Below are 24,269 nucleotides of genomic sequence, written 5' to 3'. Positions count from 1 at the left end.
CTCCTGAAGAGGTGTCGAGGTGTCGAGGTGTCGAGGTGTCGTGCGGAACGGTGGGTGGGTGCGTGCTCAGGCGGGGAGCAGGAGGTCGTCGAGGGCGACGGGCACGTGCGGGACGCGCGGGAGGTCCACGTGCTCCAGCAGGTCGAGCGCGGCCCGGTGCTCGTTGAAGGTGTAGAGGTGCAGCCCGGGGGCGCCGGCGTCCAGGGCGGCGCGGGCCAGCCGTGCCGCGAAGGCCACGCCGGCGCGGTGCCGCTCGGCAGGACCGGGTGCGTCCTCCAGCGCGGCGGCCAGGCCCGGGTGGGGCGCCAGGCCGGCCAGCCGGCACAGCGTCCGGAGCCGCCGCGGGTCGGTGACCGGCATGATCCCCGGGACGATCGGGATCGTCACCCCGGCCGCCCGCGCCGCCGCGACCAGGCGCTCGTAGCGCTGCGGGCGGAAGTAGACCTGCGTGATCGCGAAGTCCGCCCCGGAGCGCTGCTTGGCCAGCAGCACCTCGACGTCGTGCCGGAACGAGGGCGACTCGGGGTGCCGGGTCGGGTAGGCGGCCACGCCCACGGCGAGCCGGCCGGCCGCCAGGGACGCGGTGTGGCGCTGCTCGACCTCGCGCACGAGCTCCACGAGATCGCCGGCGTGCCGGAGCTCACCCGGCTCGGCACCGGGGTCGAGGTCGCCGCGCAGGGCGAGGACGCCCCGGACGCCGCGGCGGACCAGCGCGGCCACGGTCTGCTCCAGCTCGGCCCGGGTGCTGCCGACGCACGTCAGGTGGGCCAGGGGCCGCAGGCTCGTGCGCGCCAGGAGGTGGTCGAGCAGGGCGAGCGAGCTGTCCCGGCGCTGCTCGTCCCCGCTGTACGTCACCGAGACGTGGTCGGGACGGGTGGGCTCGAGCTCCTCGATGGTCCGCAGCAGCGTGTCGGCGCTCGCCGCGCTGCGCGGCGGATAGAGCTCGTAGGACAGGGACGGCGGCGCCGGCCGGGCGGTCGGGCGTGGTGTCACGTTCTTCCTCCAAGGGTCACCCCGAGGGAGGGCAGCAGCCGTCCCGGAGTGGACCCGGGAGGCTGCGACAGCTCCATCGGTCCTGGCGGGAGCACCGTTCCGCGCACCCCGTGGCGGGGATGCGGATGGTTGCTGCGGCGTCGACGAGCCAGGTCTCTCGGCCGCTCTGGATAGATGCAGGACCCATTCCAGCGGCTGCCCCGTCGCGCTGCCAAGTGCGGGCGCCCAGAAGACGCCGGTGCGCCGACTGTGACGACCGCGGCGTCACAGGACGCAACACGGACGCGCGACGACGCACCGGCGACGACGCACCGGCGGCGACGCCCATGAGGAGCGCAGGTCCGGGTCCGTCACGATCCGGTCTCGGGTCTTGCCGGGCCCGGGCGGGCGGCCTAATCTTTGACAACCAACAGGTTGATCAAGGAATCAGTTGACAAACACCGTGGACCCCGGCGACGACGAGCTCGACAGGGCCTTCCTGGCCCTGGCCGACCCGGTCCGCCGCCGCATCGTCGCCCGGCTCAGCCGCGGACCGGCCACGGTCACCGAACTGGCGGAACCCTTCGCGATCTCCCTCCAGGCGGTCTCGAAGCACATCCAGGTCCTCGAGCAGGCGCAGCTCGTCACGCGCACCCGTGACGCCCAGCGCCGGCCCGTCCACCTGGACCCCGCACGGCTCGAGGCGCTCACCGCGTGGATCGACCGGTACCGGCTGGTCCGGGAGGAGCAGTTCCGCCGCCTCGACGCCGTGCTCGACACCCGAGCCGCGGACCGCGGCGAGCACACCCAGGACTGAACCATGGGACACGCACTGCACCTGACCGTCCCCGACGGCCTGCCCTTCATCGACTTCGAGCGCGAGTTCGACCACCCCGTGGCCGACGTCTTCCGCGCCCACGCCGACCCCGAGCTGTTCCGGCAGTGGATCGGGCCGCGCGGGCTGCGGACCCGGATCGACGGCTTCGAGTTCCGCCCCGGCGGCGCCTACCGGTTCGTCCAGCGCGGCGAGGAGAGCACCGAGGAGTACGCCTTCCGCGGCGTCTTCCACACGGTGCGCGAGAACGAGCTCGTGGTCCAGACCTTCGAGTACGAGGGCTGGCCCGACGCCGTGGACCTGGAGTACCTGCACTTCGAGGACCTGGGCGACGGCCGATGCCGGCTGCGCGGGCACACCGTCCACGCGTCCCAGGAGGCCCGCGACGGGATGGTCGGATCCGGCATGGAGAAGGGCATGGCCGAGGGCTACGAGCGGCTCGAGGAGCTGCTGGGCGGGCGGACCGCGCAGGGCGGGGCCTGACCGTGGACTGGACGCTCGAGGTGGTGCTGGTGCCGGTGCGCGACGTCGACCGGGCCGTGGAGTTCTACCGGGACCAGGTCGGCTTCCACCTCGACCACCACACCACCACCGAGCAGATGGACATCGCCCAGCTGACCCCGCCGGGGTCCGGCTGCTCGATCGTGGTGGGCAACCTCCCCGCCCACCGGGAGATGGCCCCCGGATCCCTGCGCGGGCTCCAGCTGGTGGTCGCGGACGCCCGGGCGGCCCGCGAGGAGCTGCTGTCCCGGGGCGTGGAGGCGAGCGGGATCACGGTGCTCGACGAGCGGGACGGCGGCACCGTCTTCGGCTTCAGCGACCCCGACGGCAACTCGTGGGCGGTCCAGGAGCTGCGGGTCCGCGCCGAGCGCCCGCTGATCCCGCCGGAGCACCGCCTCTGACACCGTCACCGGCGCCGGTGACGGCCGCGCACCGTGGCCTGTCCTGTGCCCGTGGCCCCGGCGGGGCCGCGGCTCCGCCGGATCAGTCCTGCGGGGCGTGCTCGGCCCGGCGGCCGAGCACCTTCGAGGCCAGGGCGATGAGCGCCACCAGCCCGGCCGTGAGCACGAGCTGACCCCGCACGGCGTCGTCGAGCAGGCCGAGCAGGACGATCCCGGCGAGGAGCGCCAGCGCCAGGTACGACAGCCACGGGAAGGCCCACATCCGCAGGGGCAGCTCGGTGCCGTCCCGGTCCGCGCGGCGGCGCAGGACGATCTGCGAGACCAGCGCGAGCCCCCAGACGACCAGGCAGGTCGCGCCCACGGTGTTGAGCATCCACAGCAGCACGGTCTCGGGCCACAGGTAGTTGAGCACCACGGCGCCGAAGCCGAAGAGCACGGAGACGACCACCGCGCTCCGGGGGACCCCGCGGTCGGAGACGTCGGCGAAGGCCCGCGGCGCCGAGCCGCGGCGGGCCAGCGACCAGAGCATCCGGGACGCGCCGTAGATGTTCGCGTTGAGGGCCGAGAGCAGCGCCAGGATGATCACCACGGCCATCAGCACGTCCGCGCCGGGCACCCCGGCGGTCTCCAGCACGGCCACGAACGGGCTGACCGAGAGCTGCTCGTCGTCCCACGGCAGCACCAGGACCATGACGGTCACGGCGCCCACGTAGAAGACGAGGATCCGGACCAGGATGGTGCGCACGGCGCGGGCCACGTTGCGCTGCGGGTCCTCGGTCTCCGCGGCGGCGATGGTCACGAGCTCCGTGCCGCCGAACGCGAAGACCACCACGAGCAGCGCGGCGGCCACCCCGGTCAGGCCGTGGGGCAGGAAGCCGCGGTGGGCGGTGAGGTTCGCGAGCCCCGGGGAGGGCTCCTCGGTCAGGCCCAGGAGCACGGCGATCCCGACCCCGAGGAAGGCCAGCACCGCGAGCACCTTCATCAGCGCGAACCAGAACTCGGTCTCCCCGAGCGTGCGCACCCGCACCAGGTTGACCGCCGTGAACACCACCATGAACAGCAGCGCCAGCACCCACTGCTCGGCCACCGGCCACAGCTCCGTGAGCAGCTGGGCCGCGGCCGTGGCCTCCGCCGCGACCACCACCACGATCTGCGCCCACCACAGCCAGCCGAGAGTGCGTCCCACGGTGCGGCCCATGGCCTTCTCGGCGTAGGTCGAGAACGCGCCGGGGGACGGGTCCGCGGCGGCCATCTCGCCCAGCGCCCGCATCACGAGCACGAGCAGCACGCACGCCACCAGGAAGGACAGCAGCACCGCCGGCCCGGCGGTGCGGATCGCGGCGCCCGTGCCGATGAACAGGCCGGTGCCGATCGCGCTGCCCAGGGCCATCATCACGAGGTGCCGGGCCTTGAGGTGGGTGCCCGGGGCGGCCGCGGGCGCGGAGGACGGGGACCCACCCGGGGTCCACGTGGAAGGGGAACTCATGAGCATCGAGGGTATCGGACCGCGGCGGCCGCCGGACGGGGCGGCGGATGCCGGTCCCGGGTCACGGCCCGCTAGACTTGCACGGTACGAGCCCCTGGGTCTCCTCCTGCCGGCGTCGCGCCGTCCCGGTCGCGCGGGTGGGAGCGGGCCGACGCAGGGGCGTTGTCGTGCCCGGCCGGTGCGCGCCTCCGCCGGGGCCCGCGGGAGAAGTCCCGTTCCATCCAGGCAGGAGAGTCGTTCAATGCCAGCAATCGTGATCGTCGGCGCCCAGTGGGGCGACGAGGGCAAGGGCAAGGCCACCGACCTGCTGGGAGGCCGCGTGGACTACGTGGTCAAGCCCAACGGCGGCAACAACGCGGGGCACACCGTGGTGGTGGGCGGCGACAAGTTCGAGCTCAAGCTTCTGCCGGCGGGCATCCTCAGCCCCAACGCCGTCCCCGTGATCGGCAACGGCGTCGTCGTCAACCCCCAGGCCCTCTTCGAGGAGATCGACGGCCTCGAGGCGCGCGGGGCGGACACCTCCCGGCTGCGCGTCTCCGCGAACGCCCACCTGGTGGCCCCGTACCACCAGACGATGGACCAGGTCTCGGAGCGCTTCCTCGGCAAGCGGGCGATCGGCACCACGGGCCGCGGCATCGGGCCCGCCTACATGGACAAGGTCGGCCGGCTCGGCATCCGCGTCCAGGACGTCCTGGACGAGTCGATCCTGCGGCAGAAGATCGAGGGCGCGCTGCGGCAGAAGAACGAGCTGCTCGTGAAGCTCTACAACCGCCGGGACATCGACGTCGAGGAGGTCGTGCAGTACTTCCTGGGCTACGCCGACCGGCTCGCCCCGATGATCGTGGACTCGACCTACCTGCTCAACCAGGCCCTCGACGAGGACAAGGTGGTGCTCATGGAGGGCGGCCAGGCGACCTTCCTCGACGTCGACCACGGCACCTACCCGTTCGTGACGTCCTCCAACCCCACCGCGGGCGGCGCGTCCGTGGGCTCGGGCATCGGGCCGACCCGCATCACCCGGGCGATCGGCATCATCAAGGCCTACACCACCCGCGTGGGCGCCGGGCCGTTCCCCACCGAGCTCTTCGACGAGATGGGCGAGCGGCTGCGCACCACCGGCGGCGAGTTCGGCGTCAACACGGGCCGTCCCCGCCGCACCGGCTGGTACGACGCCGTGATGGCCCGCCACGCCTCCCGGATCAACGGCTTCACCGACTACTTCCTCACCAAGCTCGACGTCCTCACCGGCATCGAGCAGATCCCGGTGTGCGTGGCCTACGACGTCGACGGCGTCCGGCACGACGAGATGCCGATGACCCAGACCGAGTTCCACCACGCGAAGCCGATCTTCGAGCACTTCGCCGGGTGGGAGGAGAACATCACCGGCTGCCGCACCCTGGAGGACCTGCCGGCGAACGCCCGGGCCTACGTCGAGGCGCTCGAGTCGATGAGCGGCACCCGGATGTCCGCGATCGGCGTGGGCCCGGACCGCGACGACACCATCGTGGTGCGCGACCTCATCAACTGATCCCTCCTCTCCTCCGCGAGGTCGCACGCGTCGGCGACCTCGAGCGCCCCGGTCGCCGGCACGTGCGACCTCGCGGGCAGGGCAGGGAAACGCTCAGACGAGGACCAGGACCACCCAGATGCCGAGGGCGCCGAGGGCGAGCATCGCGGCCGAGGTCGCCAGCACGGCCCCGACCTCCGGCTCGGTGCCCTCCTCGACGATGCCGCGGGCGCTGCGGGCGTAGCGGGGGCGCTGCGTGACGTAGATCGCCGCCGCCGTGAGGACCGCCAGGCCGAACAGCACCAGCACGAACGGCCCGTGGTGCGGCAGCCAGCGCAGGAAGATCGCCGAGACCACCACGAAGGACATCAGGGTCCGGCCCCAGGCCATCGTGGTGCGCTCCGGCTGCAGCCCGGGGTCCCCGTGCGGCGGCCGTGGGGGGTCCGGGGGCCCCGGAGGGCGGCGGAGCTGCGGGCGGGGCATCTCAGCCCTGCAGGACGACGACGACGAGCACTCCCGCCGCGATCGCCCCGCCCACCGCGAGCACCGGTGCGATCAGGGGCAGGGGCAGCGGGGCCTGGCGCCGCATGCTCCGCTCCACCCCGATCCAGCGGAACGTGGCGCCCGCGCTGAGGAGCATGCTCAGCACCAGCAGCACGATCGCGAGGAACTTCCGCACGCCGTCGTCGAACAGGTCCGCGGTGAACGCCTCGATGGCGATCCCGCCGGCCAGGAACGCGAGCGCGGTCCGGATCCAGGCGAGGAACGTGCGCTCGTTGGCCAGCGTGAACCGGGGGTCGGGGGCGGTGCCGCCGCCGAGCACGCGCTCGGACAGCCGGCGTCGCCCCGGGGTCTCGGACTGCTCGCCCATCGCCTGCCCTTCGCTCGCGCGGTCGTGTCGGCCCCATCCTGCCACGGGCCGTGCCGCGAGCTGTGCCACGGGCGGGTGCACGGGGCGGGGCACGGGCCGGTCGCGGATGCACCGGTCGCGGATACAGTGGGAGCTCCAGCCGCGACCCGCCGAGGAGGACACCCGTGAAGATCGCCGTCGGACAGTTCGCACCCACCGCCGACACGGCCGAGAACCTGCGGACCATGCGCCGGCTCACCGAGCAGGCCGCGGCCGGCGGGGCGCAGCTGGTGGTGTTCCCGGAGGAGGCCATGTGCGCCGAGCGGCTCCTCGGGGAGGACTTCGAGGAGCTGGTCCTGCGCGGCTGGTCCGGGTTCGTCCAGCAGCTGTCCTTCCTGGCTGCGCAGACCGGTGTCGCCGTGATCGCGGGCGGCTACGAGGGCTCCGCCGACGGGCGCCCCTACAACACGCTCGTGGCCGTGGACGCGCAGGGCGCGATCCTCGGCACGTACCGCAAGCTCCACCTCTACGACGCCTTCAGCCACCGGGAGTCCGACCGGATCCGCCCGGGGGACAAGGGCGTCACGGTGGTGCGGATCGGGGAGCTCGCGGTCGGCATGATCACCTGCTACGACCTGCGCTTCCCCGAGATCTGCCGCGCCGTGGTCGACGCCGGGGCGGAGCTGCTCACCGTGCCCGCGGCCTGGTTCGCCGGCGAGCACAAGGTGGACCACTGGCAGGCGCTGCTCAAGGCCCGCGCGATCGAGAACACCGTCTGGGTCGCGGCCGCGGACACCTGCTCCGAGCACACGGTGGGCCGCTCCGCGGTGCTCGACCCGCTCGGCGTGGTGGTCGCCGAGGCCGGGGAGGACGAGACCGTGCTGACCGCCGACGTCACGCGCGAGCGCATCGCCGAGGTGCGCGAGACCGTGCCCGTGCTCGCTAACCGCCGGTTCGGCCCGGCGGAGCTGCTGCCCTCCGACGAAGGGTGAGGCGGCCGCCGCCTGACCGACCACACCGACCGACTGCCCTGACCGACCGCACCGACGACCCCTGGAGGACCCCGTGGACGACGACCGCTCCGATGCCCCGCCGCGCCCGGACGGCGCGCACGGCCCCGGCGGGTCCGGTCACGCCGGCGGCGGCCCGACCACCCCGTGGGGCCCGCCCCCGGCGTGGCAGGCGGAGCGCTTCGCCGTGGGCCGCAGCCACGCCGACACCGCGCTGATCCTCGGCATCCTGAGCGTGGTGGTGCTGCCCCTGCTGGGCCCCTTCGCGATCTGGCAGGCGCGGGAGGCCGAGAAGCTCGGCACCCCCGCCGTCCCCGGGCGGGTGCTCGGCTGGGTCGGCACCGTCCTGCTCGGTGTCCTGGTGCTGTTCCTCGTCCTGTGGCTGATCGCCGTCGTGTTCCTGATCAGCTCCGGCGGCTGAGCCGGGGGCCGGGACGGATCCCGGCCCCCGGTCACCAGATGCGCACGCGCTCCACCTCGGGCAGCCACAGCGCGTCCGTCTCCCGCACCCCGAACGCCTCGTAGAACGCGGGGACGTTGCGGACCACCTGGTTGGCCCGGAACTCGTTGGGCGAGTGCGGGTCGGTGGCGATGCGGTGGCGCAGCGCCTCGTCGCGGGACTTCTGCTGCCACACGTAGGCCCAGGACAGGAAGAGGCGCTGCTCGGGGCTGTAGCCGTCGATCAGCTCCCCGGGGCCGAAGGCGCTGCCGGTCTCCCGGGACATCCGCCACGCCTGGTGGGCGATCGTGAGCCCGCCCAGGTCCCCGATGTTCTCCCCGAGGGTGAGCTCGCCGTTGACGTGCGTGCCCTCCTCCGCCAGCTGCTCCGGGACCAGGCGGTCGTACTGGCGCACCAGCTCCGCCGTGCGCTCCTCGAAGGCCTGCCGGTCGGCGTCGGTCCACCAGTTGCGCAGCCGGCCGTCGCCGTCGCAGGTCGAGCCCTTGTCGTCGAAGCCGTGGCCGATCTCGTGGCCGATCACGGAGCCGATCGCGCCGTAGTTCACGGCGTCGTCGGCGTCCTCGTCGAAGAACGGGGGCTGCAGGATCGCGGCCGGGAAGACGATCTCGTTGCGCAGCGGGTGGTAGTAGGCGTTGACCGTCTGCGGGGTCATGAGCCACTCGTGCTTCTCCACCGGTTGGCCCGCCTTGCGGACGAGCTCGGCGAGCCGGAACTCCGTGGTGCGGATCCGGTTGCCCACCAGGTCCTCGGGGTCGATCCGCAGGGAGGAGTAGTCCTTCCACTGCTCCGGGTAGCCGATCTTCGGGGTGAACTGGGAGAGCTTCTTCAGCGCCTCCTGACGGGTCTCCTCGGTCATCCAGTCCAAGCCCGTGATCGAGACCCGGTAGGCCTCCAGGAGGTTGGCCACGAGCTCGTCCATCCGCTCCTTGGCGGTGGGGGAGAAGTGCGCGGCGACGTAGAGCTCGCCCACGGCCTCGCCGAGGACCCCGTTGACGAGCTCGACCCCGCGCTTCCAGCGGTCCTTGAGCCGCGGGGTCCCCGAGAGCACGGTGCCGTAGAAGGCGAAGTCCTCCTCGACGAACGCGGAGGACAGGTAGGAGGCGCGCGCGGAGACCAGGTGCCAGCGGGCCCAGGACCGCCAGGCCGGCAGCAGCTCGTCGACGAGCAGCTCCTCGACCCCGGTGAAGAAGCTCGGCTGGGCGTTGACCACGGTGCGCAGCGCCGTCGCGGGCAGCTCCGCGCCCTCGGCCAGGAGCCGCCAGTCGAGGACCGCGGCGGAGGCCGCGAGCTCCTCGAAGCCCATGGGGTTGTACATCTTGGTGAGGTCGCGGACCGTGACCTTGTCCCAGTGGTGGGCGGCGATCCGCGTCTCGAGGTCCACCACGGCGCGGGCCTGCTCCTCGGCGTCCTCGACCCCGGCCAGGGACAGCATGGTCCGCACGTGCTCCAGGTACTTCCCGCGGATCGCGGCGTGCTGGTCGTCCCGGTAGTACTCCTCGTCGGGCAGGCCCAGCCCCGACTGCCCCACGAACACGAGCTGGCGCTCGGGGTCGCCCGGGTCGGCGTCGACGTCCACGCCGACCAGGCCGCCCGCACCGCGGCGGATCATCCGGCCCAGGTGGCGCACCAGGCCGGGCACGTCCGCCACGGCGTCGACCTCCGCGAGATCCGGGGCGAGGGGGGAGGCGCCGAGCGCCTCGATCCGCTCCTCGTCCATGAAGGACGCGTAGAGGTTCGCGATCTTGGACTCCACGGCCTCCGGGTCCCCGGCGCGGGCACGGGTGATGAGCTCGCGCACGGCGGCCTCCGCCTGGTCCCGCAGCTCGATGAACGCGCCCACGGACGGCTTGTCGTCGGGGATCTCGGTCCGGCGCTGCCAGGTGCCGTTGACGTGGCGGTAGAGGTCGTCCTGGGGGCGGACGGAGCGGTCGAAGCCGGAGAGGTCGAACACCGAAGAGGTCACCGTGGATGTCATGCCCACCACGTTAACCGGCTCCCGGCGGAGCGGGCGGGCTGTTCCCCGACCGCTTAACCCGGTTCGTCCCGGGTCCGGCCCGCGTGCGCCCCGGGGCCGGACCCGGCGGGACCGTCCTCCCGGGTCAGGACCGGCCGCCGGTGAACCGCGGCGGGCGCTTCTGCTGGAACGCGGCGAAGCCCTCGGCGTAGTCGGCGCTGCGGCACAGCTCGCCCTGCACCCGGTTCTCGTTCTCCACGGACTCCCACAGCCCCAGGCGCTCGTCGCGGATCTGGGCCACGAGCTCGCGGGAGGCGAGGAACGCGCCGGTCGCGCCCTCGGCCACGGCCGCCGCCTTGGCCCGGGTGAGCTCGAGCAGCTCGTCGGCGGGCACCGAACGGCTGAACAGCCCGGAGCGCACGGCCTCCTGGCCGCTCATCAGCTCAGCCGTGTAGATGAGGTCCAGGGTCCGGTGGGCGCCGAGCCGCTCGGTGAACAGGGCGTGCCCGCCCGAGTCGAGGGTCGCCCCGAGGTTCGCGAACGGGGAGCCGATCTTGGCGCTGTCCGCGACGTAGACCACGTCCGTGGCGATCGCCAGGCCGAGCCCCACGCCCAGGCACGGGCCCTGCACGGCGGCGAACGTCGGGGCGGGGAACCGGGTCATGGCGCGCAGCAGCGGGGTGACCTTCCCGGCCAGGTAGCCGTGGGCGTCGTCGGTCGCGGGGTCCACGGCGGAGATGTCCCGGCCGGCGCAGAAGCCGCGGCCCTCGCCGCGCAGCACGAGGGCGCGGACGCCCGCCTGCGCCGCCTCGGCGTAGGCGTCGCCGAGCTCGGTGAGCGCGGCCTCGTCCAGGGCGTTCATCCTGCCGGGTGCGTTCAGCACCACTTCGGCCACGGATCCGTCGATGGTCAGGTCGATCACTGCTGCTCCTCGGTGAGGTCGGGGACTGGGGGTGGGACGGCCCGGGGGCCCGGCACCTGCACGGTGCCGGGCCCCCGGAGCGAGCGGCTCAGGCGTCGAAGTCGACGGTGAGCTGCTCGGAGGTGGGACGCGTCTGGCAGGTGAGCACGTAGCCCTTCTCGATCTCGTCCTTCTCGAGGGCGTAGTTCTCCTCCATCACGAACTCCCCGGAGACGACCTTCGCGCGGCACGTGCCGCACACCCCGCCGGCGCACGCGAACGGGACGTCGGGGCGGACCCGCAGGGCGGCGTTGAGGACGGTCTCCTGGGCGTTCTTGGGGGACTCGATCGAGGAGGAGAGCCCGTCCAGGGTGAAGGTGATGTCGTACTTCTCGCCCGACGGGTCCGCCGGGACCACGCGTCCCTGCTGCCCCTGGGGGGTCTCGGGACGGCCGGTGCTGAACAGCTCGAAGCGGATCTTCTCCTCCGGCACGCCGCGCTCCGCGAGGGTGTCCCGGCACAGCTGGACGAGCTCGAACGGCCCGCACAGGAACCACTCGTCCGTCCGGTCCACCTGGAGCACCTCGTCCAGGATGTCCTGGAGCTTGTCGGCGTCGATCCGCCCGGACATCAGCGGGCTGATCCGCTGCTCGCGGGAGAGCACGTGGTGGACCGCCAGGCGGGACGGGTACTTGTCCTTGAGGTCCCCGAGCTCCTCGGCGAACATGACCTCCATCGCGGAGCGGTTCGCGTAGACGAGGTCGAACGTGGAGGACTCCGAGGCGCGCAGCACGGCCTTGGCGATCGCCATGATCGGGGTGATCCCGGAGCCCGCGGCGAAGGCCACGAGGTGCACCGAGGCGTTCTTCGCGACCTCCTCGGCGGCGAGCCGCTCGGGGTCGTTCATGCTGGTGAGCCCAAGCTTGGAGATGAACGCGCCCTGCGGGTTCATGACGTCGAGCGTGTCGCCGGCCCTCAGGGAGCTGTTGGCCCAGGTGGAGAAGACCCCGCCGATGTCCTGCTTGATCGCCACCCGGATCTCGCCCGGCCGCGGCTCCGCGCAGATCGAGTAGGACCGGCGGACCTCCTGCCCGTCGATCCGGGCGCGCAGCGCCACGTACTGCCCGGGCAGGTAGTCGTAGTCGTCCACGAGCTCCGGGGGCACCGCGAAGGCCACCTCGACGGAGTCCGCGGTGAGCTTGCGGACCTGGGAGACCTCGAGGGTGTTGAACGTGGCCCGGCGCCGGGCGGGGGCGGTGATCTCGGTCATCAGTGCACCTTGAAGTAGTCGAAGGGTTCCAGGCACTCGTTGCAGACGTGGAGCGCCTTGCAGGCGGTGGACCCGAAGCGGGTCAGCTCGCGGGTGTTCAGGGAGTGGCAGCGCGGGCACTTGACGGTGAGCCCCAGCCGGACGGGGCCGGCGGCGGCCCGGCCGCTGGGCGGGGCGATGCCGTACTCGTCGAGCTTGCGCCTGCCCTCGTCGCTCATCCAGTCCGTGGTCCACGCCGGCTGCAGCACGAGATCGACCCGCACGTCGTCGTAGCCCTCGGCGTTGAGCGCCCGGGTGACGTCCGTGGTGATGGTCTCCATGGCGGGGCACCCGGAGTAGGTCGGGGTGATGACGACGACGGCGCGCGCGCCCTCCAGCCGGGCGTCCCGCAGGATGCCGAGGTCGGCGATGGAAAGCACGGGGACCTCCGGGTCGTTCACCGTGGCGGCGATGTCCCAGACGCGGCCGGCGGCCTCGTCCCGGGGGCGCAGCTCGCGGCCGGTCACCTGCGTGGCGCCCGTCTGCTCGGAGCCGGTCATCGTCATCGCCTCCTCACCAGGTGGCGCCGGGGTGCCGGCGGGCCAGCACCTGCATCTCGGCGAGGATGTGGCCGCGCTGCTCGCTGAACTGCCCCGAGCGGTCGCCGCCCCAGGCACCCAGGACCTCGGGGACGGACAGCCCCGCCTCGTCGAGGATCGCGGTGATCCGGCGGTCGAAGTCGGCGCGCAGGGAGGAGGGGAGCACGGCGACGTCCCCGAGGGACTCGACGAGCTCGTCGTCGTGGAACAGCTCGTCCACATAGGGCCACATGTAGGTGAGGCCGGCCTGGACGCGGCGCTTGGACTCCTCCGTGCCGAGGCCCAGGCGCAGGATCCACTGGCTCGCGTGGTCCTGGTGGTACTCGACCTCCTTGAGCGCCTTGTCCGCGATGGCCGCGAGCGTCGGGTCGGTGGAGCGGACGAGGCGGCGGTAGAGCTCGTACTGGTAGTAGGAGAAGATCAGCTGCCGGGCGATGGTCTGCCCGAAGTCGCCGTTCTCCTGCTCCACGAGGCGGCAGGAGCGGAACTCCTCCTCGTCGCGGAAGTAGGCGAGGTCGTCCTCGGTCTTCCCCCACGCGGTGCCCGCGTAGGTGAGGAGGAAGCGGGCGTGCCCGAGCAGGTCCAGGGCGATGTTGGCCAGCGCGATGTCCTCCTCGAGCTCCGGGGCCCGGGCGATCCACCAGCCGAGGCGCTGGGCGAGCATCAGGGCGTCGTCGCCCAGGTACAGGGCGTAGCGGGCCACGTCCTCGGGGGCCTTCGCGCCGCCGGCCCGGATGTCCTCCGCGGTGATGGCGTCGCCCGCGCTCTGCCGGGTCGCGGACTCGTGGGATGCGTAGCTCACAGGTGCTTCACCCCTTCGCTCTTGGTGTAGTACGTGGCGTGGCGGTAGCTCTTGCCCTGGGCGGACTCGAAGAACCCGCCCTTGGAGTCGGGGTCCGAGGCGGTGATGGCCGCGGAGGGCACCACCCACACGGAGGTCCCCTCGTTGCGGCGGGTGTAGAGGTCCCGGGCGTTGCGCACGGCCATCGTGGCGTCCGGGGCGTGCAGGGATCCGGCGTGGACGTGGGAGAGCCCGCGCGAGGACCGCACGAACACCTCCCACAGGGGCCACTCGTCCGAGGGCGCGCCGATCGGGCTCACGGTGTTCTCGCTCATGCTCAGGCTCCGATGAGTTCGGCGGAGGCGCGCTCCGCGGCGGTCTTGCGGGCGTAGGCGGCGGCGGCCTCGCGGACCCAGGCGCCGTCCTCGTGCGCCGTGCGGCGGCGCTGCATGCGCTGGAGGTTGCACGGGCCCCGGCCGCCGACGACGGCCTTGAACTCGTCCCAGTCCAGCGGTCCGTAGTCGTAGTGGCCGCGCTCCTCGTTCCACTTGAGGTCCGGGTCCGGCAGGGTCAGGTCCAGTGCCGCGGCCTGCTCCACGATCATGTCCACGAAGCGCTGGCGCAGCTCGTCGTTGGAGAAGCGCTTGATGTTCCACGCCATGGACTGCTTCGAGTTGGGCGAGTCGTCGTCCGGGGGGCCGAACATCTGCAGGGACGGGCCGTAGAAGCGGTTCACGGCGTCCTGGGCCATCTGCTTCTGGGCGGGCGTGCCGTGGGAGAGCTCGTAGAGGATCTCCCAGCCCTGGCGCTGGTGGAAGGACTCCTCCTTGCAGATGCGGACCATTGCCCGGCCGTAGGGGCCGTAGGAGGCCCGGCACAGCGGGACCTGGTTGGCGATCGCCGCGCCGTCCACGAGCCAGCCGATGGCGCCCATGTCGGCCCAGGTGCGCGCGGGGTAGTTGAAGATCGAGGAGTACTTGGCCCGGCCGTCCAGCAGCTGCTGGTTGAGCTCGGAGCGGGGGGTGCCCAGGGTCTCGGCGGCGGAGTAGAGGTACAGCCCGTGGCCGGCCTCGTCCTGCACCTTGGCCATGAGGATGGCCTTGCGCTTGAGGGACGGCGCCCGGGAGATCCAGTTGCCCTCCGGCTGCATGCCGATGATCTCGGAGTGGGCGTGCTGCGAGACCTGGCGGACCAGGGTCTTGCGGTAGGCGGCGGGCATCCAGTCGCGCGGCTCGATCCGGGAGTCCTCGGCGATGATGCGGTCGAAGTGCTCCTCGCCCGCGCGGTCCAGCTCCGCCTGCTCGGCCGCGTCCGCGGCGGGCACGGCGTGGAGCCCCGTGTTCTGCGTAGTCATGGTGTCCCTCTTCCGACGAGATGGCGCCGCGGGGCGGGAGGGCCGCACGCGACTAACTGACCGTTCGTTCAGAATATAAGCCGCCGGGGGCGGCGTCAACAGGTGACGCCGGTGGTGTGCCCCCGCGCTCCTCCGGGGCGGCACGGGTTGACACGGGCGGCGGAGTGGGATTGTCTACTGAACATTCGGTCGTGAACTGTGAGGAGAGCTACATGTCCCAGGGCCATCCGATCCTCGCGGGGGACCACACCTCGCGCTGGATGGGCATCACCGTGGACCGTGCCGAGTACGGCCACGCCCAGGTCCGCATGACCCTGCGGGAGGAGATGCTCAACGGGTTCGGCATCGCCCACGGCGGCATGGTCTTCGCCTTCGCGGACACCTGCTTCGCCCTCGCCTGCAACGACCCCGCCGGGGACGGCACCACCATCACGGTGGCCGCGGGGGTGGACATCAACTTCCTCGCCTCGGCCTACCGCGGGCAGGAGCTCACCGCCGTGGGGACCGTGCGCGCCCAGGCGGGGCGCAGCGGCGTCTACGACATCCAGGTCCTGGCCGACGGCCGGCTCATCGCCGAGTTCCGGGGCCGCAGCCGCACCATCCCCAACCCCGCCCTCCGCGCGGCGACGCCCGCGGAGCGCCCTGCCGAGGACCCTGCCGGGGACCCGGCCGCGCAGCCCGTCCTGCAGTCCGCCCAGCCGTCCGCCCCGCAGCCCGAGGAAGTCTGACATGACCGAGTGCTCCGTCCCGAACCCCTACACCCCCGCCCCCGCCCCGGCGGACCGGTCGCAGCCGGACCCCGAGGAGACGATGAGCCGGGACCAGGTCGAGTCCCTGCAGGTCGAGCGGCTGCGCTGGACCCTGCACCACGCCTACGAGAACGTCGCCGCCTACACGGAGCTCTTCGACGGGCACGGCGTGCACCCCGGCGACTTCAAGGAGCTCGAGGACCTCCGGCTCTTCCCGTACACGGACAAGGAGTTCCTGCGGAAGGCGTATCCGTTCAAGTCCCTCGCGGTGTCGATGAGCGAGGTCCGGCGGATCCACGCCTCCTCCGGCACCACCGGGCAGCCCACCGTGGTGGCGTACACGCAGAACGACATCGACACCTGGGCGGGCCTCGTGGCCCGCTGCTTCCGGCTCTCGGGCGTGCGCCCCGGGGACAAGGTGCACAACGCCTACGGCTACGGTCTGTTCACGGGCGGGCTCGGTGCCCACTACGGCGCCGAGCGCCTGGGCTGCGCCGTCATCCCGATGTCCGGCGGGCAGACCGAGAAGCAGGTCCAGATGATCCGGGACTTCGAGCCCGAGGCCATCCTCTCGACCCCCACCTACCTCCTGACCATCGCCGACGGCTTCAAGAAGCTCGGCCTGGACCCGCGGGAGACGTCGCTGCGCACCGCGGTCCTCGGGGCGGAGCCCTGGACCGAGGAGATGCGCCGGGAGATCGAGACGGCCTTCGACGTCGACGCGTGCGACATCTACGGCCTCTCCGAGGTCATGGGCCCCGGCGTGGCCGGGGAGTCCGCCGCGTCCAAGGACGGCTCGCACATCTGGGAGGACCACTTCCGCCCCGAGATCATCGACCCGTTCACGGACGAGGTCCAGGACACCGGCCGGCCCGGCGAGCTCGTCTTCACGGCGCTCACCAAGGAGGCCCTGCCGATCATCCGCTACCGCACCCACGACCTGACCCGACTGCTGCCCGGCACGGACCGGCCCGGGCACCGGCGGATGGGCCGGATCACGGGCCGCTCCGACGACATGATCATCCTGCGGGGGGTCAACCTGTTCCCCTCCCAGATCGAGGAGCTCGCCCTGCAGGTGCCGGAGCTGAGCCCGCACTTCACGCTCGAGATCACCCGCCCGCACCGGATGGACCAGATGACCATCAACATCGAGCGGCGCGAGCAGGCGACCGTCGAGGCCGCCGAGGCGGGCGGCCAGAAGCTCCTGCACGCCATCAAGACGAAGATCGGCTCCTCGGCCTCGATCCGGATCGCCGAGCCGGGGACCCTCGCCCGGTCCTCCGGCAAGCTGCGCCGCGTCTACGACCACCGCAAGGACGCGTGACGCCCCGGCGCCGAGCCGTGCCGCGGCGGGCCCCCGGGACGGCCCGGGGGCCCGCCGCGGCATAAGATCGTTGTCCTGCCCGTCCCCACCGAGATCGAGGTCCCCATGACGCACGCACCGGCGCCCGCCCCTCCGGACGGCGCGGCCCCGCGCCGGGGCCGGCCCGGCTACGACCGCGAGACGCTGCTCGCCGTGTGCGTGGAGGTCTTCAACGTGCACGGCTACGACGCCACGTCGATGGGAACGCTGTCCAAGCACCTGGGGATCTCCAAGTCCGCGATCTACCACCACGTGGAGTCCAAGGAGGAGATCCTCGAGCAGGCGCTGAGCCGGGCCCTCGACGCGCTCGAGGAAGTCCTGGCCGCCGCCGAGCGGACGCAGGCCCCGGCGGTCGAGCGGCTCGAGCAGGTGATCCGCGGGACCGTGCACGTGCTCGTCGAGCAGATGCCGTACGTGACCCTGCTGCTGCGGCTGCGGGGCAACTCGGAGGTCGAGACGAGGGCCCTCGAGCGCCGCCGCACGGTCACCCGCCGGGTCGGCGCGCTCATCGAGCAGGCGCAGGCGGAGGGCGACCTGCGCCGCGACCTCAGCGGCCGCTCCGCCTCGCGGCTGCTCCTGGGCATGATCAACTCGATCGTCGACTGGTACCGGCCGGACCCGGACAAGGCCGACGACGGGCTGGCCGACACCGTGGTCGCGCTCGCCTTCTCGGGGCTGCGGGCCTCCTGAGCCGGACGCCCGTCCCGGCGGGTGCCTCCGACTGCCCACCGGTCCGGGTCGCCATCGGCCGGGGAGGGCGCTAACCGTCCTGCGGCAAGGGGAGCACCGTCCCGCGGGCGGTCTCGTTCCGCGGCTCCACGCCCAGCCGGGCCCCCGCCCCGTCACCGTCCACGGCGAGCATGTTCGCCGTGCCGAAGATCCCCGCTCCCACCGCGACGTCGTGGCCCCGCCGGCGCAGGTCCTGGACCGCGGCGGGCGAGAAGTCCGCCTCCACCTGGAGGGTGTTGCCGACCTCGTGGGGGTGGTTGGACGCGGGGAAGGCCGTGCTGACGAAGCGCGGCTGCGCCACCGCCTCCTGGGGCGTCATGCCGAAGTCGACCACGTTCATGAACTGCTGCAGCTGGCCCTGCGGCTGGGTGTCGATCCCGGTGTTGCCGCCCAGCAGGTACGGCCGGCCGTCGCGCAGGGCCATGAAGGGCGCGGAGGTGTGCCGCACCGTGGCCCCGGGCGCGACCGCGTTGACGTTGCCCTCCTCGAGGGACAGGAAGCTCATCCGCTCGTTGATGTGGATCCCCGTGTCGCCCACCACCAGGAACTGCCCGCCCAGGCTCGTGGTCACGGCGGCGGCGTTGCCCGAGGAGTCGGTGAGGTGGAACGTGGTGGTGTCGGAGGCCTGCCGGTCGATCCCGCTGTCGATCGGCCACCGCGCGGCCCGGTCGTCGTCGATGCGCGCCCGCTGCGCCCGGGCGTACTCGTCCGACAGCAGCTCCGCCACCGGCACGTCGGTGCGCTCTGGATCACCCACGTGCGCGTACCGGTCGGCGAAGGCGAGCTTGACGGCCTCGACCTGGCGGTGCACCACGTCGGGGTCCTCGGGGGAGCGGCCGGAGAAGTCGTCCTCCGCCAGGATGTGGAGTGCCTGCAGCATCGCGATGCCCTGGCTGTTGGGCGGGTTCTGGTGGACCGTCACGTCCTCGCCGTAGTCGATGGAGATCGGCTCGACGATCTGCGCCGCATAGCCGCTGAAGTCCTCCAGGGTGAGGTATCCGCCGTCCTCCTCCGAGAAGGCCACGACGGCCTCCGCGACGGGCCCGCGGTAGAAGTGGTCCCGGGCCGCCCGGATCCCGGCGGCGCGGTCGGCCCCGTCCTCGGCCTCGCCCTCGTAGGCGGCCACCAGGTCCTCGAAGGTGCCGGCCATGTCCGGCTGGCGCACGGTGTCGCCCGCCTCCAGCAGGGCACCGCCGCGGGTGTAGAGCTCCGTCATGACCGGGCTCTGCCGGATGTTCGCCTCCTCCCGGGTCAGCCAGTAGACCATCTCGGAGCTCGCGGGGTACCCCTCGCGGGCCACGGCGATCGCCGGCGCGAGGACCTCGCCCAGTCCCAGCTCGCCGTACTCGTCGAGCCAGAGCATCCACCCGTCCCAGGCGCCGGGGAGGATGGCCTGGTGCATGCCGAAGTCGCCGGCGCGCGGACGGTAGTCGTCGAGCGTCGCCGCGCTCCCGACCGGGCCCACACCGTTCAGGCTCGTCACGTCGTCGCTGTCCGCGTCGTAGTACAGCGCCCACGTGCCGCCGCCGAGCACGCTCGAGTAGTAGGGCTCCACCACGCTCAGCACGGCGGCGACCGCGACGGAGGCGTCGGCGGCGGTGCCGCCGGCCTCGAGGATCTCCGCGCCCGCGGCGGTGGCCAGCTCGTGCGAGGACACCACCGCCTGGACGTGCGGGGCGGGGTCCTCGGCGGCGCCCGGGGCGGGCGCCGTGCCGGAGCCCGGCGCTGCTCCTGCGGTGCCGTCCGGGGACACCGGCGCCGAGGCCGAGGTGCCGGCCGGACCCGGCGCGGTCCCCGCGCCGTCCGCCCCGCCGCCCTCCGTGGCGGGCGTGCACGCGGTGAGCCCGAGCAGGAGGGACAGCGCGAGGGCGGCCGTCCGGTGGGCGGGGCTCGAGATCCGGCGCATCGCGTCTCCTCCGGCCGTGGCGTCCGACGGCGGTCCTGCGCGGCGGGGCGCCGGCACGCGCGAGGGTCTGGGCAGCGTGCTGGTCAGGCTAGCACCGGGCGCCCCGCCGCGAACAGGCCGCCCGGTCTCCCGGTCCCGCCCCCGTCAGCCGCTCAGGCGGTGGGCCAGGTCTTCGCGACCAGGGTCAGCACGTCGTAGGTCGCCACGATCTCGTCGTGCTGGTTGTGCAGGATCGCGTCCCAGCAGACCTCGCCGTACTCGTCGGTGACCCGCGGGGTGATCTGCTTGGCGGTGAGGGTGACCCGGATGTGGTCGTCGTAGGTCACCGGCGTGATGAAGCGCAGGTTCTCCAGGCCGTAGTTGGCCAGGACGGGACCGGGGGCGGGCTCCACGAACAGCCCGGCGGCCCAGGAGACCAGCAGGTAGCCGTGGGCCACCCGGCGCGGGAAGAACGGGTTGGCCGTGGCGGCCTCCTCGTCGGTGTGCGCGTAGAAGGTGTCGCCGGTCTTCTCGGCGAACTCGGTGATGTCCTCGAGGGTCACGGTGCGCAGCTCGGAGGCGAACTGGTCGCCGATCCGCAGCGTCTCCAGGGACTTGCGGAACGGGTGTTCGCCGGTGCCGTTCTCGACCGCCTCGCGGGTCACGGTGTTCGCCGCGGCGCCCCGGTGCCAGACCCCGGTCACCGCCGTGAGGATGTCCGGGGGTCCCTGGATCGCGGTGCGCTGCATGTAGTGCTTGACGCCGCGCACGCCGCCCAGCTCCTCGCCGCCGCCGGCGCGGCCGGGGCCGCCGTGGACCAGGTGCGGCATGGGGGAGCCGTGGCCGGTGGAGGTCTTCGCGTCCTGGCGGTTGAGGAAGTGCACGCGCCCGTGGTGCGAGCCGATGCCCGCGGTGAACCGGGCGGCGGTCGCGCCGTCGTTCGTGCACACGGTCGCCACGAGCGAGCCGCCGCCGAGCGCGGCGAGCCGCACGGCGTCGTCGACGTCGGTGTAGCCGAGCACGGAGGTGACGGGGCCGAAGGCCTCGACGAAGTGCACCTCCGGGGTGTCCGGGTCGTCGAAGGACAGCACCGTGACGGGGAAGAAGGCGCCCGCCCCGGTGTCGGCGTCGCCGACGGAGGCGTCCGGGCCGCCCAGGCGGACGGTGCCGCCGGCGGCGACCAGGCGCTCCACTGCCTTGCGGACCTCGCCCTGCTGCTCCTTGGAGGCCAGGGCGCCCATGGTGACGCCCTCGGTGCGGGGGTCGCCGATGACCACGCGCTGCTGCACGCGCTCGGCGACGGCGGCCACGACGTCCTCCACGCGGTCCTGCGGGACGATGACGCGCCGGATGGCCGTGCACTTCTGCCCGGCCTTGGAGGTGATCTCGACGAACACGGCCTTCACGAAGGCGTCGAACTCCGGGGTCTCCGGGGTGGCGTCGGGGCCGAGGATCGCGGCGTTGAGGGAGTCCGTCTCGGCGGTGAAGCGCACTCCGCCGTCGATGACGTTCTCGTGGTGGCGCAGCGACTGCGCGGTGCCGGCGGAGCCGGTGAAGGCCACGTGGTCGCGGTAGTCCAGGTGGTCGAGCAGGTCCCGGGCGGAGCCGGAGACCAGCTGCAGGGAGCCCTCCGGCAGGATGCCGGAGTCGATCATCAGGCGCACGCAGGCGGCCGTGACGTAGCCGGTCGGCGTGGCCGGCTTCACCAGGGTCGGCATGCCGGCGATGAAGGCGGGGGCGAACTTCTCGAGCATGCCCCACACCGGGAAGTTGAACGCGTTGATCTGCACGGCGACGCCGGGCATGCGGGTGTAGATGTGCTCGCCCAGGAAGGACCCGTCCTTGGAGAGCTGCTCCACCGCCCCGTCCACGACGACGTTGGCGTTGGGCAGCTCGCGCCGGCCCTTGGAGGAGAACGTGAAGAGGGTGCCGATGCCGCCGTCCACGTCGAAGAAGTGGTCCTTCAGCGTGGCCCCGGTCGAGTAGGAGACGTCGTAGAGCTCCTGCTTGTGCTCGGTGAGGTACTGGGCGAGCTCCTTGAGCTTGAGCGCCCGCTCGTGGATGGTGAGCTCCCCGAGGGAGCGCTGCCCCACGGTCCGGCCGTAGTCCACGGCGGAGGCGATGTCGATGCCGTCCGTGGACACGCGCGCCACGACCTCGCCGGTCGAGGCGTCGGCCACCTCCGTCACCTTCTGCGGGTTCTCCGGCGACCACCACCGGCCCCTCAGGTAGCTGGGGAGGATGGTCTGGGTCTGTGCTGCCACGGTGCGTGGTCCTTTCGCTCGGGTGCGCGCGGGCGGCCGGTCCGTCGCCCGCATCCTGACCGATCGTTCGGTATTATGACCACGATAACCTACGTCACACCCCGGGACCACTGCCCCACGGTGGTCCTGCCCCGTCGCCGAGCGCCCGAGGAGTGCCATGACCACGACCGAGACCCACGAGCCCTGGCGCATCGTCCTGGGCGAGCTCGACGAGAAGATGGGCGTCACCGTCCTCGAGGAGTCGGCGGAGCGCGTGGTCGCCTCCATGCCCGTCGAGGGCAACCGCCAGTCCCTGGGCCTGCTCCACGGCGGCGCCATGGTGGCCCTCGGCGAGGCCGTCGGTTCCTGGGCCGCGGTGATCCACGCCTCCACGATGGGCAAGGTCGCCGTGGGCGTGGACGTCAACGCCACCCACCACCGGTCGTCCCGCACGGGCACCGTGACGGCCACGGCCACCGCCCTGCAGCTCGGGCGCTCCCTCACGTGCCACGAGGTGGTCCTCGAGCACGAGGACGGCGCCCGGCTGTGCACCGTGCGGATCACCAACTTCCTCAAGGACAAGCCGCAGCAGGCCACGAACCCCGCCGAGGGCTAGACCGGGAACCAGGCCCGGGGGTCCGCCCTCCGGCGGGTCGGGAGCTGCTGTGCGGATCCGTCCGGGACGCCGGACGGGGGCGGATCAGGACGGGCCGTGGAGCCGCCGGCGCAGGGCGGCCAGCTCCTCGGGCGACAGCCCGGCGTCCACGAGCCAGCGCTCGGCGTCGAACCCGTCCAGCAGCTCCTCGAGGGCCGCGCGGCGCCCCGCGAGCAGCGGGGCGAGCTCGTGCTCGGGGTGGTGGCGCTCGACCGGGTGGGGGACGGGCGAGACGCGGTGCCACTCGTTGATCCCGCGCGCGGCGGCCTCGTCCTCCGCGACAAGGCGCTCCGGGGGCGCTCCGGCCAGCCCCAGGAGCAGCAGCGCGAGCACCCCCGTGCGGTCGCGGCCGGCCGAGCAGTGCACCACCACGGCGCCCTCGGCGGTCGCCACCGCCCGCACCGCCTCGGCCAGGAAGGCCGGGAACAGCCGCAGGTAGTCGCGGTAGCCGCGCGGGTGGTGCAGATAGGGCGTGCCCACCAGCGGGAACTGCGGATGGGCGGGGTCCTCGGTGGGGCGGTGCAGCACCGTGATGCCGGCGCGGGCGGCCGGGTCGTCCGCGGGGTCCGTGCGCCGGCGCCGCCGCTCGTCCGCGTTGCGCAGGTCCACGACCGTGCGCACCCCGTCAGCCGCGGCGGCGCGCCACCCCGAGGGGCTCAGCCGCTCGGAGCGGCCCATCCGCCACACGTCGCCGGCCAGGCGCCGGGCGTTGAGCGCGCCGTCCCACGTGGCGGGGGCGCCGGGCTGTGCGTGCATGCCCCCACCCTATGACCGGCGTCCAACGGCCCGCTCGTCCCGCGAGGTCTGCTCGGGCGCACGAACCCACCGGTGCCGCCCGGGACGGCGGCACTCCTCGTGCGGTCCCGGGCAGCACCGGTGGGTTCGGCGGCAGGGGCGGGGACGGGGCTACTGGTCGTAGGCGAAGAAGCCCTTGCCGGTCTTGCGGCCGAGCTCGCCGCGGGCCACCATGTCCTGCATCAGCTGCGGGGGAGCGAAGCGCGGGCCGAGCTGCGACTCGAGGTACTCGGCGATGCCCAGGCGCACGTCCAGGCCCACGATGTCCGTCAGCGCCAGCGGGCCGACCGGGAACTTGTAGCCCAGGACCATGGCGTTGTCGATGTCGGCGGGAGAGGCCACGCCCTCCTCGACCATGCGGATGGCCTCGAGCGCGATCGCCACGCCCAGCCGCGAGGAGGCGAAGCCGGGGGCGTCGTTGACGACCACCGGGGTCTTGCCGAGGCCCTCGACCCACTGCACCGAGAGCCGCCTGAGCTCCTCGCCGGTGTGCTTCGAGTTCACGACCTCCACGAGCTTCGAGGCCGGCACGGGGTTGAAGAAGTGCAGCCCGCAGAACCGCTCGGGGCGTCCCAGCTGCTCGGCCAGCCCGTCCACGGACAGCGACGACGTGTTGGTGGCCAGCCACGCGGTCCCGGCCAGGTGGCCCTCGACCTCCTGGAGGGCGGAGACCTTGAGGTCCCAAACCTCGGGGACGGCCTCGACGACGAGCTCGCAGTCCGCGAAGTCGGCGTGGTCGAGGGAGACGGCCAGGTTCTCGGCCCACTCGTCCAGGTTGCCGTCCACGCCCCCGCGCTCCAGGGACTTGGCGAGGTCCCGCTCGATCCGCTCGCGGGCGGCCTCCGCTGCCTGCCCGTCCCGCTCCACCACGGTCACCCTCGCCCCGGCGAGCAGGAAGGCGTGGGCGATGCCTGCGCCCATGCGGCCTCCGCCCAGGACGCCGACGACGGCGGGAACGGCCAGTGCGTGCTTCTCGGTCATGGTCGGGGT

The 24,269-nt window shown here is 72.9% G+C and carries 24 protein-coding genes, 1 pseudogene and 1 riboswitch; of the genes and pseudogenes, 10 read left to right on the top strand and 15 right to left on the bottom strand.

All coding sequences use genetic code 11. The features are described from left to right. Window positions 1–66: 66 nt before the first annotated feature. A complete protein-coding gene (locus tag RF644_RS01805) occupies window positions 67–993 on the bottom strand; it encodes a methylenetetrahydrofolate reductase (RefSeq protein ID WP_368795115.1) in 927 nt (308 codons plus the stop codon). A gap of 70 nt (window positions 994–1,063) precedes the next feature. Beyond that, a riboswitch (SAM riboswitch) is annotated at window positions 1,064–1,170 on the bottom strand. A 265-nt stretch (window positions 1,171–1,435) separates the two neighbouring features. Here RF644_RS01805 and RF644_RS01800 point away from each other — a divergent pair. From RF644_RS01800 to RF644_RS01790, 3 genes are read left to right on the top strand one after another with little or no spacing between them, the layout of a single operon-like run. Continuing rightward, complete coding sequence (locus RF644_RS01800; RefSeq protein ID WP_017833076.1) at window positions 1,436–1,789, top strand: helix-turn-helix transcriptional regulator; 354 nt, start codon at window positions 1,436–1,438, stop codon at window positions 1,787–1,789. Between the two features lie 3 nt (window positions 1,790–1,792). Beyond that, entirely contained in the window at window positions 1,793–2,290 is a 498-nt protein-coding gene (locus tag RF644_RS01795) for an SRPBCC family protein (protein WP_368795114.1), read from the top strand. A gap of 2 nt (window positions 2,291–2,292) precedes the next feature. Then, on the top strand, window positions 2,293–2,709 hold the full coding sequence (locus tag RF644_RS01790; RefSeq protein ID WP_368795113.1) for a VOC family protein: 417 nt from the start codon (window positions 2,293–2,295) through the stop codon (window positions 2,707–2,709). A gap of 82 nt (window positions 2,710–2,791) precedes the next feature. Here RF644_RS01790 and RF644_RS01785 read toward each other — a convergent pair whose 3' ends face one another. Beyond that, window positions 2,792–4,201: an amino acid permease gene (locus RF644_RS01785; RefSeq protein WP_368795112.1), complete on the bottom strand. Its 1,410-nt coding sequence runs from the start codon at window positions 4,199–4,201 to the stop codon at window positions 2,792–2,794. Between the two features lie 235 nt (window positions 4,202–4,436). On the opposite strand from RF644_RS01785, the gene RF644_RS01780 reads away from it, so the two are divergent. Continuing rightward, entirely contained in the window at window positions 4,437–5,723 is a 1,287-nt protein-coding gene (locus tag RF644_RS01780) for an adenylosuccinate synthase (RefSeq protein WP_368795111.1), read from the top strand. Window positions 5,724–5,816: 93 nt separating this feature from the next. Here the strand turns inward: RF644_RS01780 and RF644_RS01775 are convergent, their stop codons facing one another. Then, window positions 5,817–6,185, bottom strand: coding sequence for a DUF202 domain-containing protein (locus RF644_RS01775; RefSeq protein WP_368795110.1), 369 nt, complete (start codon window positions 6,183–6,185; stop codon window positions 5,817–5,819). 1 nt (window position 6,186) lies between these two features. Then, the gene (locus RF644_RS01770; protein WP_095649816.1) at window positions 6,187–6,573 is read right to left on the bottom strand and encodes a YidH family protein; all 387 of its coding nucleotides are present in this window, start codon (window positions 6,571–6,573) and stop codon (window positions 6,187–6,189) included. A gap of 164 nt (window positions 6,574–6,737) precedes the next feature. Between RF644_RS01770 and RF644_RS01765 the strand changes: the two genes are divergently transcribed. Both RF644_RS01765 and RF644_RS01760 read left to right on the top strand, forming a co-directional pair. Beyond that, the gene (locus tag RF644_RS01765) at window positions 6,738–7,544 is read left to right on the top strand and encodes a carbon-nitrogen hydrolase family protein (RefSeq protein WP_368795109.1); all 807 of its coding nucleotides are present in this window, start codon (window positions 6,738–6,740) and stop codon (window positions 7,542–7,544) included. A 73-nt stretch (window positions 7,545–7,617) separates the two neighbouring features. Beyond that, on the top strand, window positions 7,618–7,983 hold the full coding sequence (locus RF644_RS01760; protein ID WP_368795108.1) for a DUF4190 domain-containing protein: 366 nt from the start codon (window positions 7,618–7,620) through the stop codon (window positions 7,981–7,983). Window positions 7,984–8,014: 31 nt separating this feature from the next. On the opposite strand, the gene RF644_RS01755 is transcribed toward RF644_RS01760, so the two are convergent. From RF644_RS01755 to paaA, 7 genes are all read right to left on the bottom strand, one after another. Next, window positions 8,015–9,997 carry a M13 family metallopeptidase gene (locus tag RF644_RS01755; RefSeq protein ID WP_368795107.1) on the bottom strand — a complete coding sequence of 661 codons (1,983 nt, stop codon included), beginning with the start codon at window positions 9,995–9,997 and terminating at the stop codon, window positions 8,015–8,017. 124 nt (window positions 9,998–10,121) lie between these two features. Then, the gene (locus RF644_RS01750; protein WP_368795105.1) at window positions 10,122–10,898 is read right to left on the bottom strand and encodes an enoyl-CoA hydratase/isomerase family protein; all 777 of its coding nucleotides are present in this window, start codon (window positions 10,896–10,898) and stop codon (window positions 10,122–10,124) included. Window positions 10,899–10,986: 88 nt separating this feature from the next. Next, the gene (paaE, locus tag RF644_RS01745) at window positions 10,987–12,147 is read right to left on the bottom strand and encodes a 1,2-phenylacetyl-CoA epoxidase subunit PaaE (protein WP_368795104.1); all 1,161 of its coding nucleotides are present in this window, start codon (window positions 12,145–12,147) and stop codon (window positions 10,987–10,989) included. After that, window positions 12,147–12,692 carry a 1,2-phenylacetyl-CoA epoxidase subunit PaaD gene (gene paaD, locus RF644_RS01740; RefSeq protein WP_017833088.1) on the bottom strand — a complete coding sequence of 182 codons (546 nt, stop codon included), beginning with the start codon at window positions 12,690–12,692 and terminating at the stop codon, window positions 12,147–12,149. The genes paaE and paaD overlap by 1 nt, the downstream gene beginning before the upstream one ends. A gap of 7 nt (window positions 12,693–12,699) precedes the next feature. Further along, a complete protein-coding gene (gene paaC / locus RF644_RS01735) occupies window positions 12,700–13,527 on the bottom strand; it encodes a 1,2-phenylacetyl-CoA epoxidase subunit PaaC (protein WP_272027350.1) in 828 nt (275 codons plus the stop codon). Further along, window positions 13,524–13,841 carry a 1,2-phenylacetyl-CoA epoxidase subunit PaaB gene (paaB, locus tag RF644_RS01730; protein ID WP_017833090.1) on the bottom strand — a complete coding sequence of 106 codons (318 nt, stop codon included), beginning with the start codon at window positions 13,839–13,841 and terminating at the stop codon, window positions 13,524–13,526. Before paaB ends, paaC begins: the two co-directional genes overlap by 4 nt. Before the next feature lie 2 nt (window positions 13,842–13,843). Further along, window positions 13,844–14,860 (bottom strand): 1,2-phenylacetyl-CoA epoxidase subunit PaaA, encoded by a 1,017-nt coding sequence (paaA, locus tag RF644_RS01725; RefSeq protein ID WP_017833091.1) that lies wholly within the window; start codon window positions 14,858–14,860, stop codon window positions 13,844–13,846. A 212-nt stretch (window positions 14,861–15,072) separates the two neighbouring features. On the opposite strand from paaA, the pseudogene RF644_RS01720 reads away from it, so the two are divergent. The 3 genes and pseudogenes from RF644_RS01720 to RF644_RS01710 all read left to right on the top strand — a co-directional run. Further along, window positions 15,073–15,465, top strand: a pseudogene (locus tag RF644_RS01720) (hotdog fold thioesterase); the annotation flags it as partial. A gap of 124 nt (window positions 15,466–15,589) precedes the next feature. After that, window positions 15,590–16,933 carry a phenylacetate--CoA ligase family protein gene (locus RF644_RS01715; RefSeq protein WP_368795103.1) on the top strand — a complete coding sequence of 448 codons (1,344 nt, stop codon included), beginning with the start codon at window positions 15,590–15,592 and terminating at the stop codon, window positions 16,931–16,933. 105 nt (window positions 16,934–17,038) lie between these two features. Continuing rightward, the gene (locus RF644_RS01710) at window positions 17,039–17,662 is read left to right on the top strand and encodes a TetR/AcrR family transcriptional regulator (RefSeq protein WP_368795102.1); all 624 of its coding nucleotides are present in this window, start codon (window positions 17,039–17,041) and stop codon (window positions 17,660–17,662) included. Window positions 17,663–17,732: 70 nt separating this feature from the next. Here the strand turns inward: RF644_RS01710 and RF644_RS01705 are convergent, their stop codons facing one another. Together RF644_RS01705 and paaZ are read right to left on the bottom strand one after the other, a co-directional pair. Next, window positions 17,733–19,607, bottom strand: a complete 1,875-nt coding sequence (locus RF644_RS01705) for a gamma-glutamyltransferase family protein (RefSeq protein ID WP_368795101.1) — start codon at window positions 19,605–19,607, stop codon at window positions 17,733–17,735. 152 nt (window positions 19,608–19,759) lie between these two features. Further along, on the bottom strand, window positions 19,760–21,850 hold the full coding sequence (paaZ, locus tag RF644_RS01700; RefSeq protein WP_017833095.1) for a phenylacetic acid degradation bifunctional protein PaaZ: 2,091 nt from the start codon (window positions 21,848–21,850) through the stop codon (window positions 19,760–19,762). A gap of 157 nt (window positions 21,851–22,007) precedes the next feature. Between paaZ and RF644_RS01695 the strand changes: the two genes are divergently transcribed. Further along, window positions 22,008–22,445, top strand: coding sequence for a PaaI family thioesterase (locus RF644_RS01695; RefSeq protein ID WP_017833096.1), 438 nt, complete (start codon window positions 22,008–22,010; stop codon window positions 22,443–22,445). An 84-nt stretch (window positions 22,446–22,529) separates the two neighbouring features. Here RF644_RS01695 and RF644_RS01690 read toward each other — a convergent pair whose 3' ends face one another. Further along, entirely contained in the window at window positions 22,530–23,240 is a 711-nt protein-coding gene (locus RF644_RS01690; RefSeq protein WP_368795100.1) for a tyrosine-protein phosphatase, read from the bottom strand. A gap of 150 nt (window positions 23,241–23,390) precedes the next feature. Beyond that, a complete protein-coding gene (locus RF644_RS01685; protein ID WP_368795099.1) occupies window positions 23,391–24,260 on the bottom strand; it encodes a 3-hydroxyacyl-CoA dehydrogenase family protein in 870 nt (289 codons plus the stop codon). Window positions 24,261–24,269: the final 9 nt, after the last annotated feature.

The organism is Kocuria sp. CPCC 205258 (genome assembly GCF_040981005.1).
Lineage (GTDB): Bacteria > Actinomycetota > Actinomycetes > Actinomycetales > Micrococcaceae > Kocuria > Kocuria rosea.
Note: the sequence above shows the minus strand (reverse complement) of the source record. Positions and strands in the feature narration are given on the sequence as shown.

What these genes read in the sequence shown, in the direction of transcription:
- RF644_RS01715 (WP_368795103.1), top strand. Translation starts at nt 15,590, where the DNA reads ATGACCGAGTGCTCCGTCCCGAACCCCTACACCCCCGCCCCCGCCCCG.
- paaE (WP_368795104.1), bottom strand. Translation starts at nt 12,147, where the DNA reads ATGACCGAGATCACCGCCCCCGCCCGGCGCCGGGCCACGTTCAACACC.
- RF644_RS01705 (WP_368795101.1), bottom strand. Translation starts at nt 19,607, where the DNA reads ATGCGCCGGATCTCGAGCCCCGCCCACCGGACGGCCGCCCTCGCGCTG.
- RF644_RS01710 (WP_368795102.1), top strand. Translation starts at nt 17,039, where the DNA reads ATGACGCACGCACCGGCGCCCGCCCCTCCGGACGGCGCGGCCCCGCGC.
- RF644_RS01685 (WP_368795099.1), bottom strand. Translation starts at nt 24,260, where the DNA reads ATGACCGAGAAGCACGCACTGGCCGTTCCCGCCGTCGTCGGCGTCCTG.
- paaD (WP_017833088.1), bottom strand. Translation starts at nt 12,692, where the DNA reads ATGACGATGACCGGCTCCGAGCAGACGGGCGCCACGCAGGTGACCGGC.
- paaB (WP_017833090.1), bottom strand. Translation starts at nt 13,841, where the DNA reads ATGAGCGAGAACACCGTGAGCCCGATCGGCGCGCCCTCGGACGAGTGG.
- RF644_RS01770 (WP_095649816.1), bottom strand. Translation starts at nt 6,573, where the DNA reads ATGGGCGAGCAGTCCGAGACCCCGGGGCGACGCCGGCTGTCCGAGCGC.
- RF644_RS01795 (WP_368795114.1), top strand. Translation starts at nt 1,793, where the DNA reads ATGGGACACGCACTGCACCTGACCGTCCCCGACGGCCTGCCCTTCATC.
- RF644_RS01695 (WP_017833096.1), top strand. Translation starts at nt 22,008, where the DNA reads ATGACCACGACCGAGACCCACGAGCCCTGGCGCATCGTCCTGGGCGAG.
- RF644_RS01775 (WP_368795110.1), bottom strand. Translation starts at nt 6,185, where the DNA reads ATGCCCCGCCCGCAGCTCCGCCGCCCTCCGGGGCCCCCGGACCCCCCA.
- paaA (WP_017833091.1), bottom strand. Translation starts at nt 14,860, where the DNA reads ATGACTACGCAGAACACGGGGCTCCACGCCGTGCCCGCCGCGGACGCG.
- RF644_RS01780 (WP_368795111.1), top strand. Translation starts at nt 4,437, where the DNA reads ATGCCAGCAATCGTGATCGTCGGCGCCCAGTGGGGCGACGAGGGCAAG.
- RF644_RS01690 (WP_368795100.1), bottom strand. Translation starts at nt 23,240, where the DNA reads ATGCACGCACAGCCCGGCGCCCCCGCCACGTGGGACGGCGCGCTCAAC.
- RF644_RS01755 (WP_368795107.1), bottom strand. Translation starts at nt 9,997, where the DNA reads ATGACATCCACGGTGACCTCTTCGGTGTTCGACCTCTCCGGCTTCGAC.
- RF644_RS01785 (WP_368795112.1), bottom strand. Translation starts at nt 4,201, where the DNA reads ATGCTCATGAGTTCCCCTTCCACGTGGACCCCGGGTGGGTCCCCGTCC.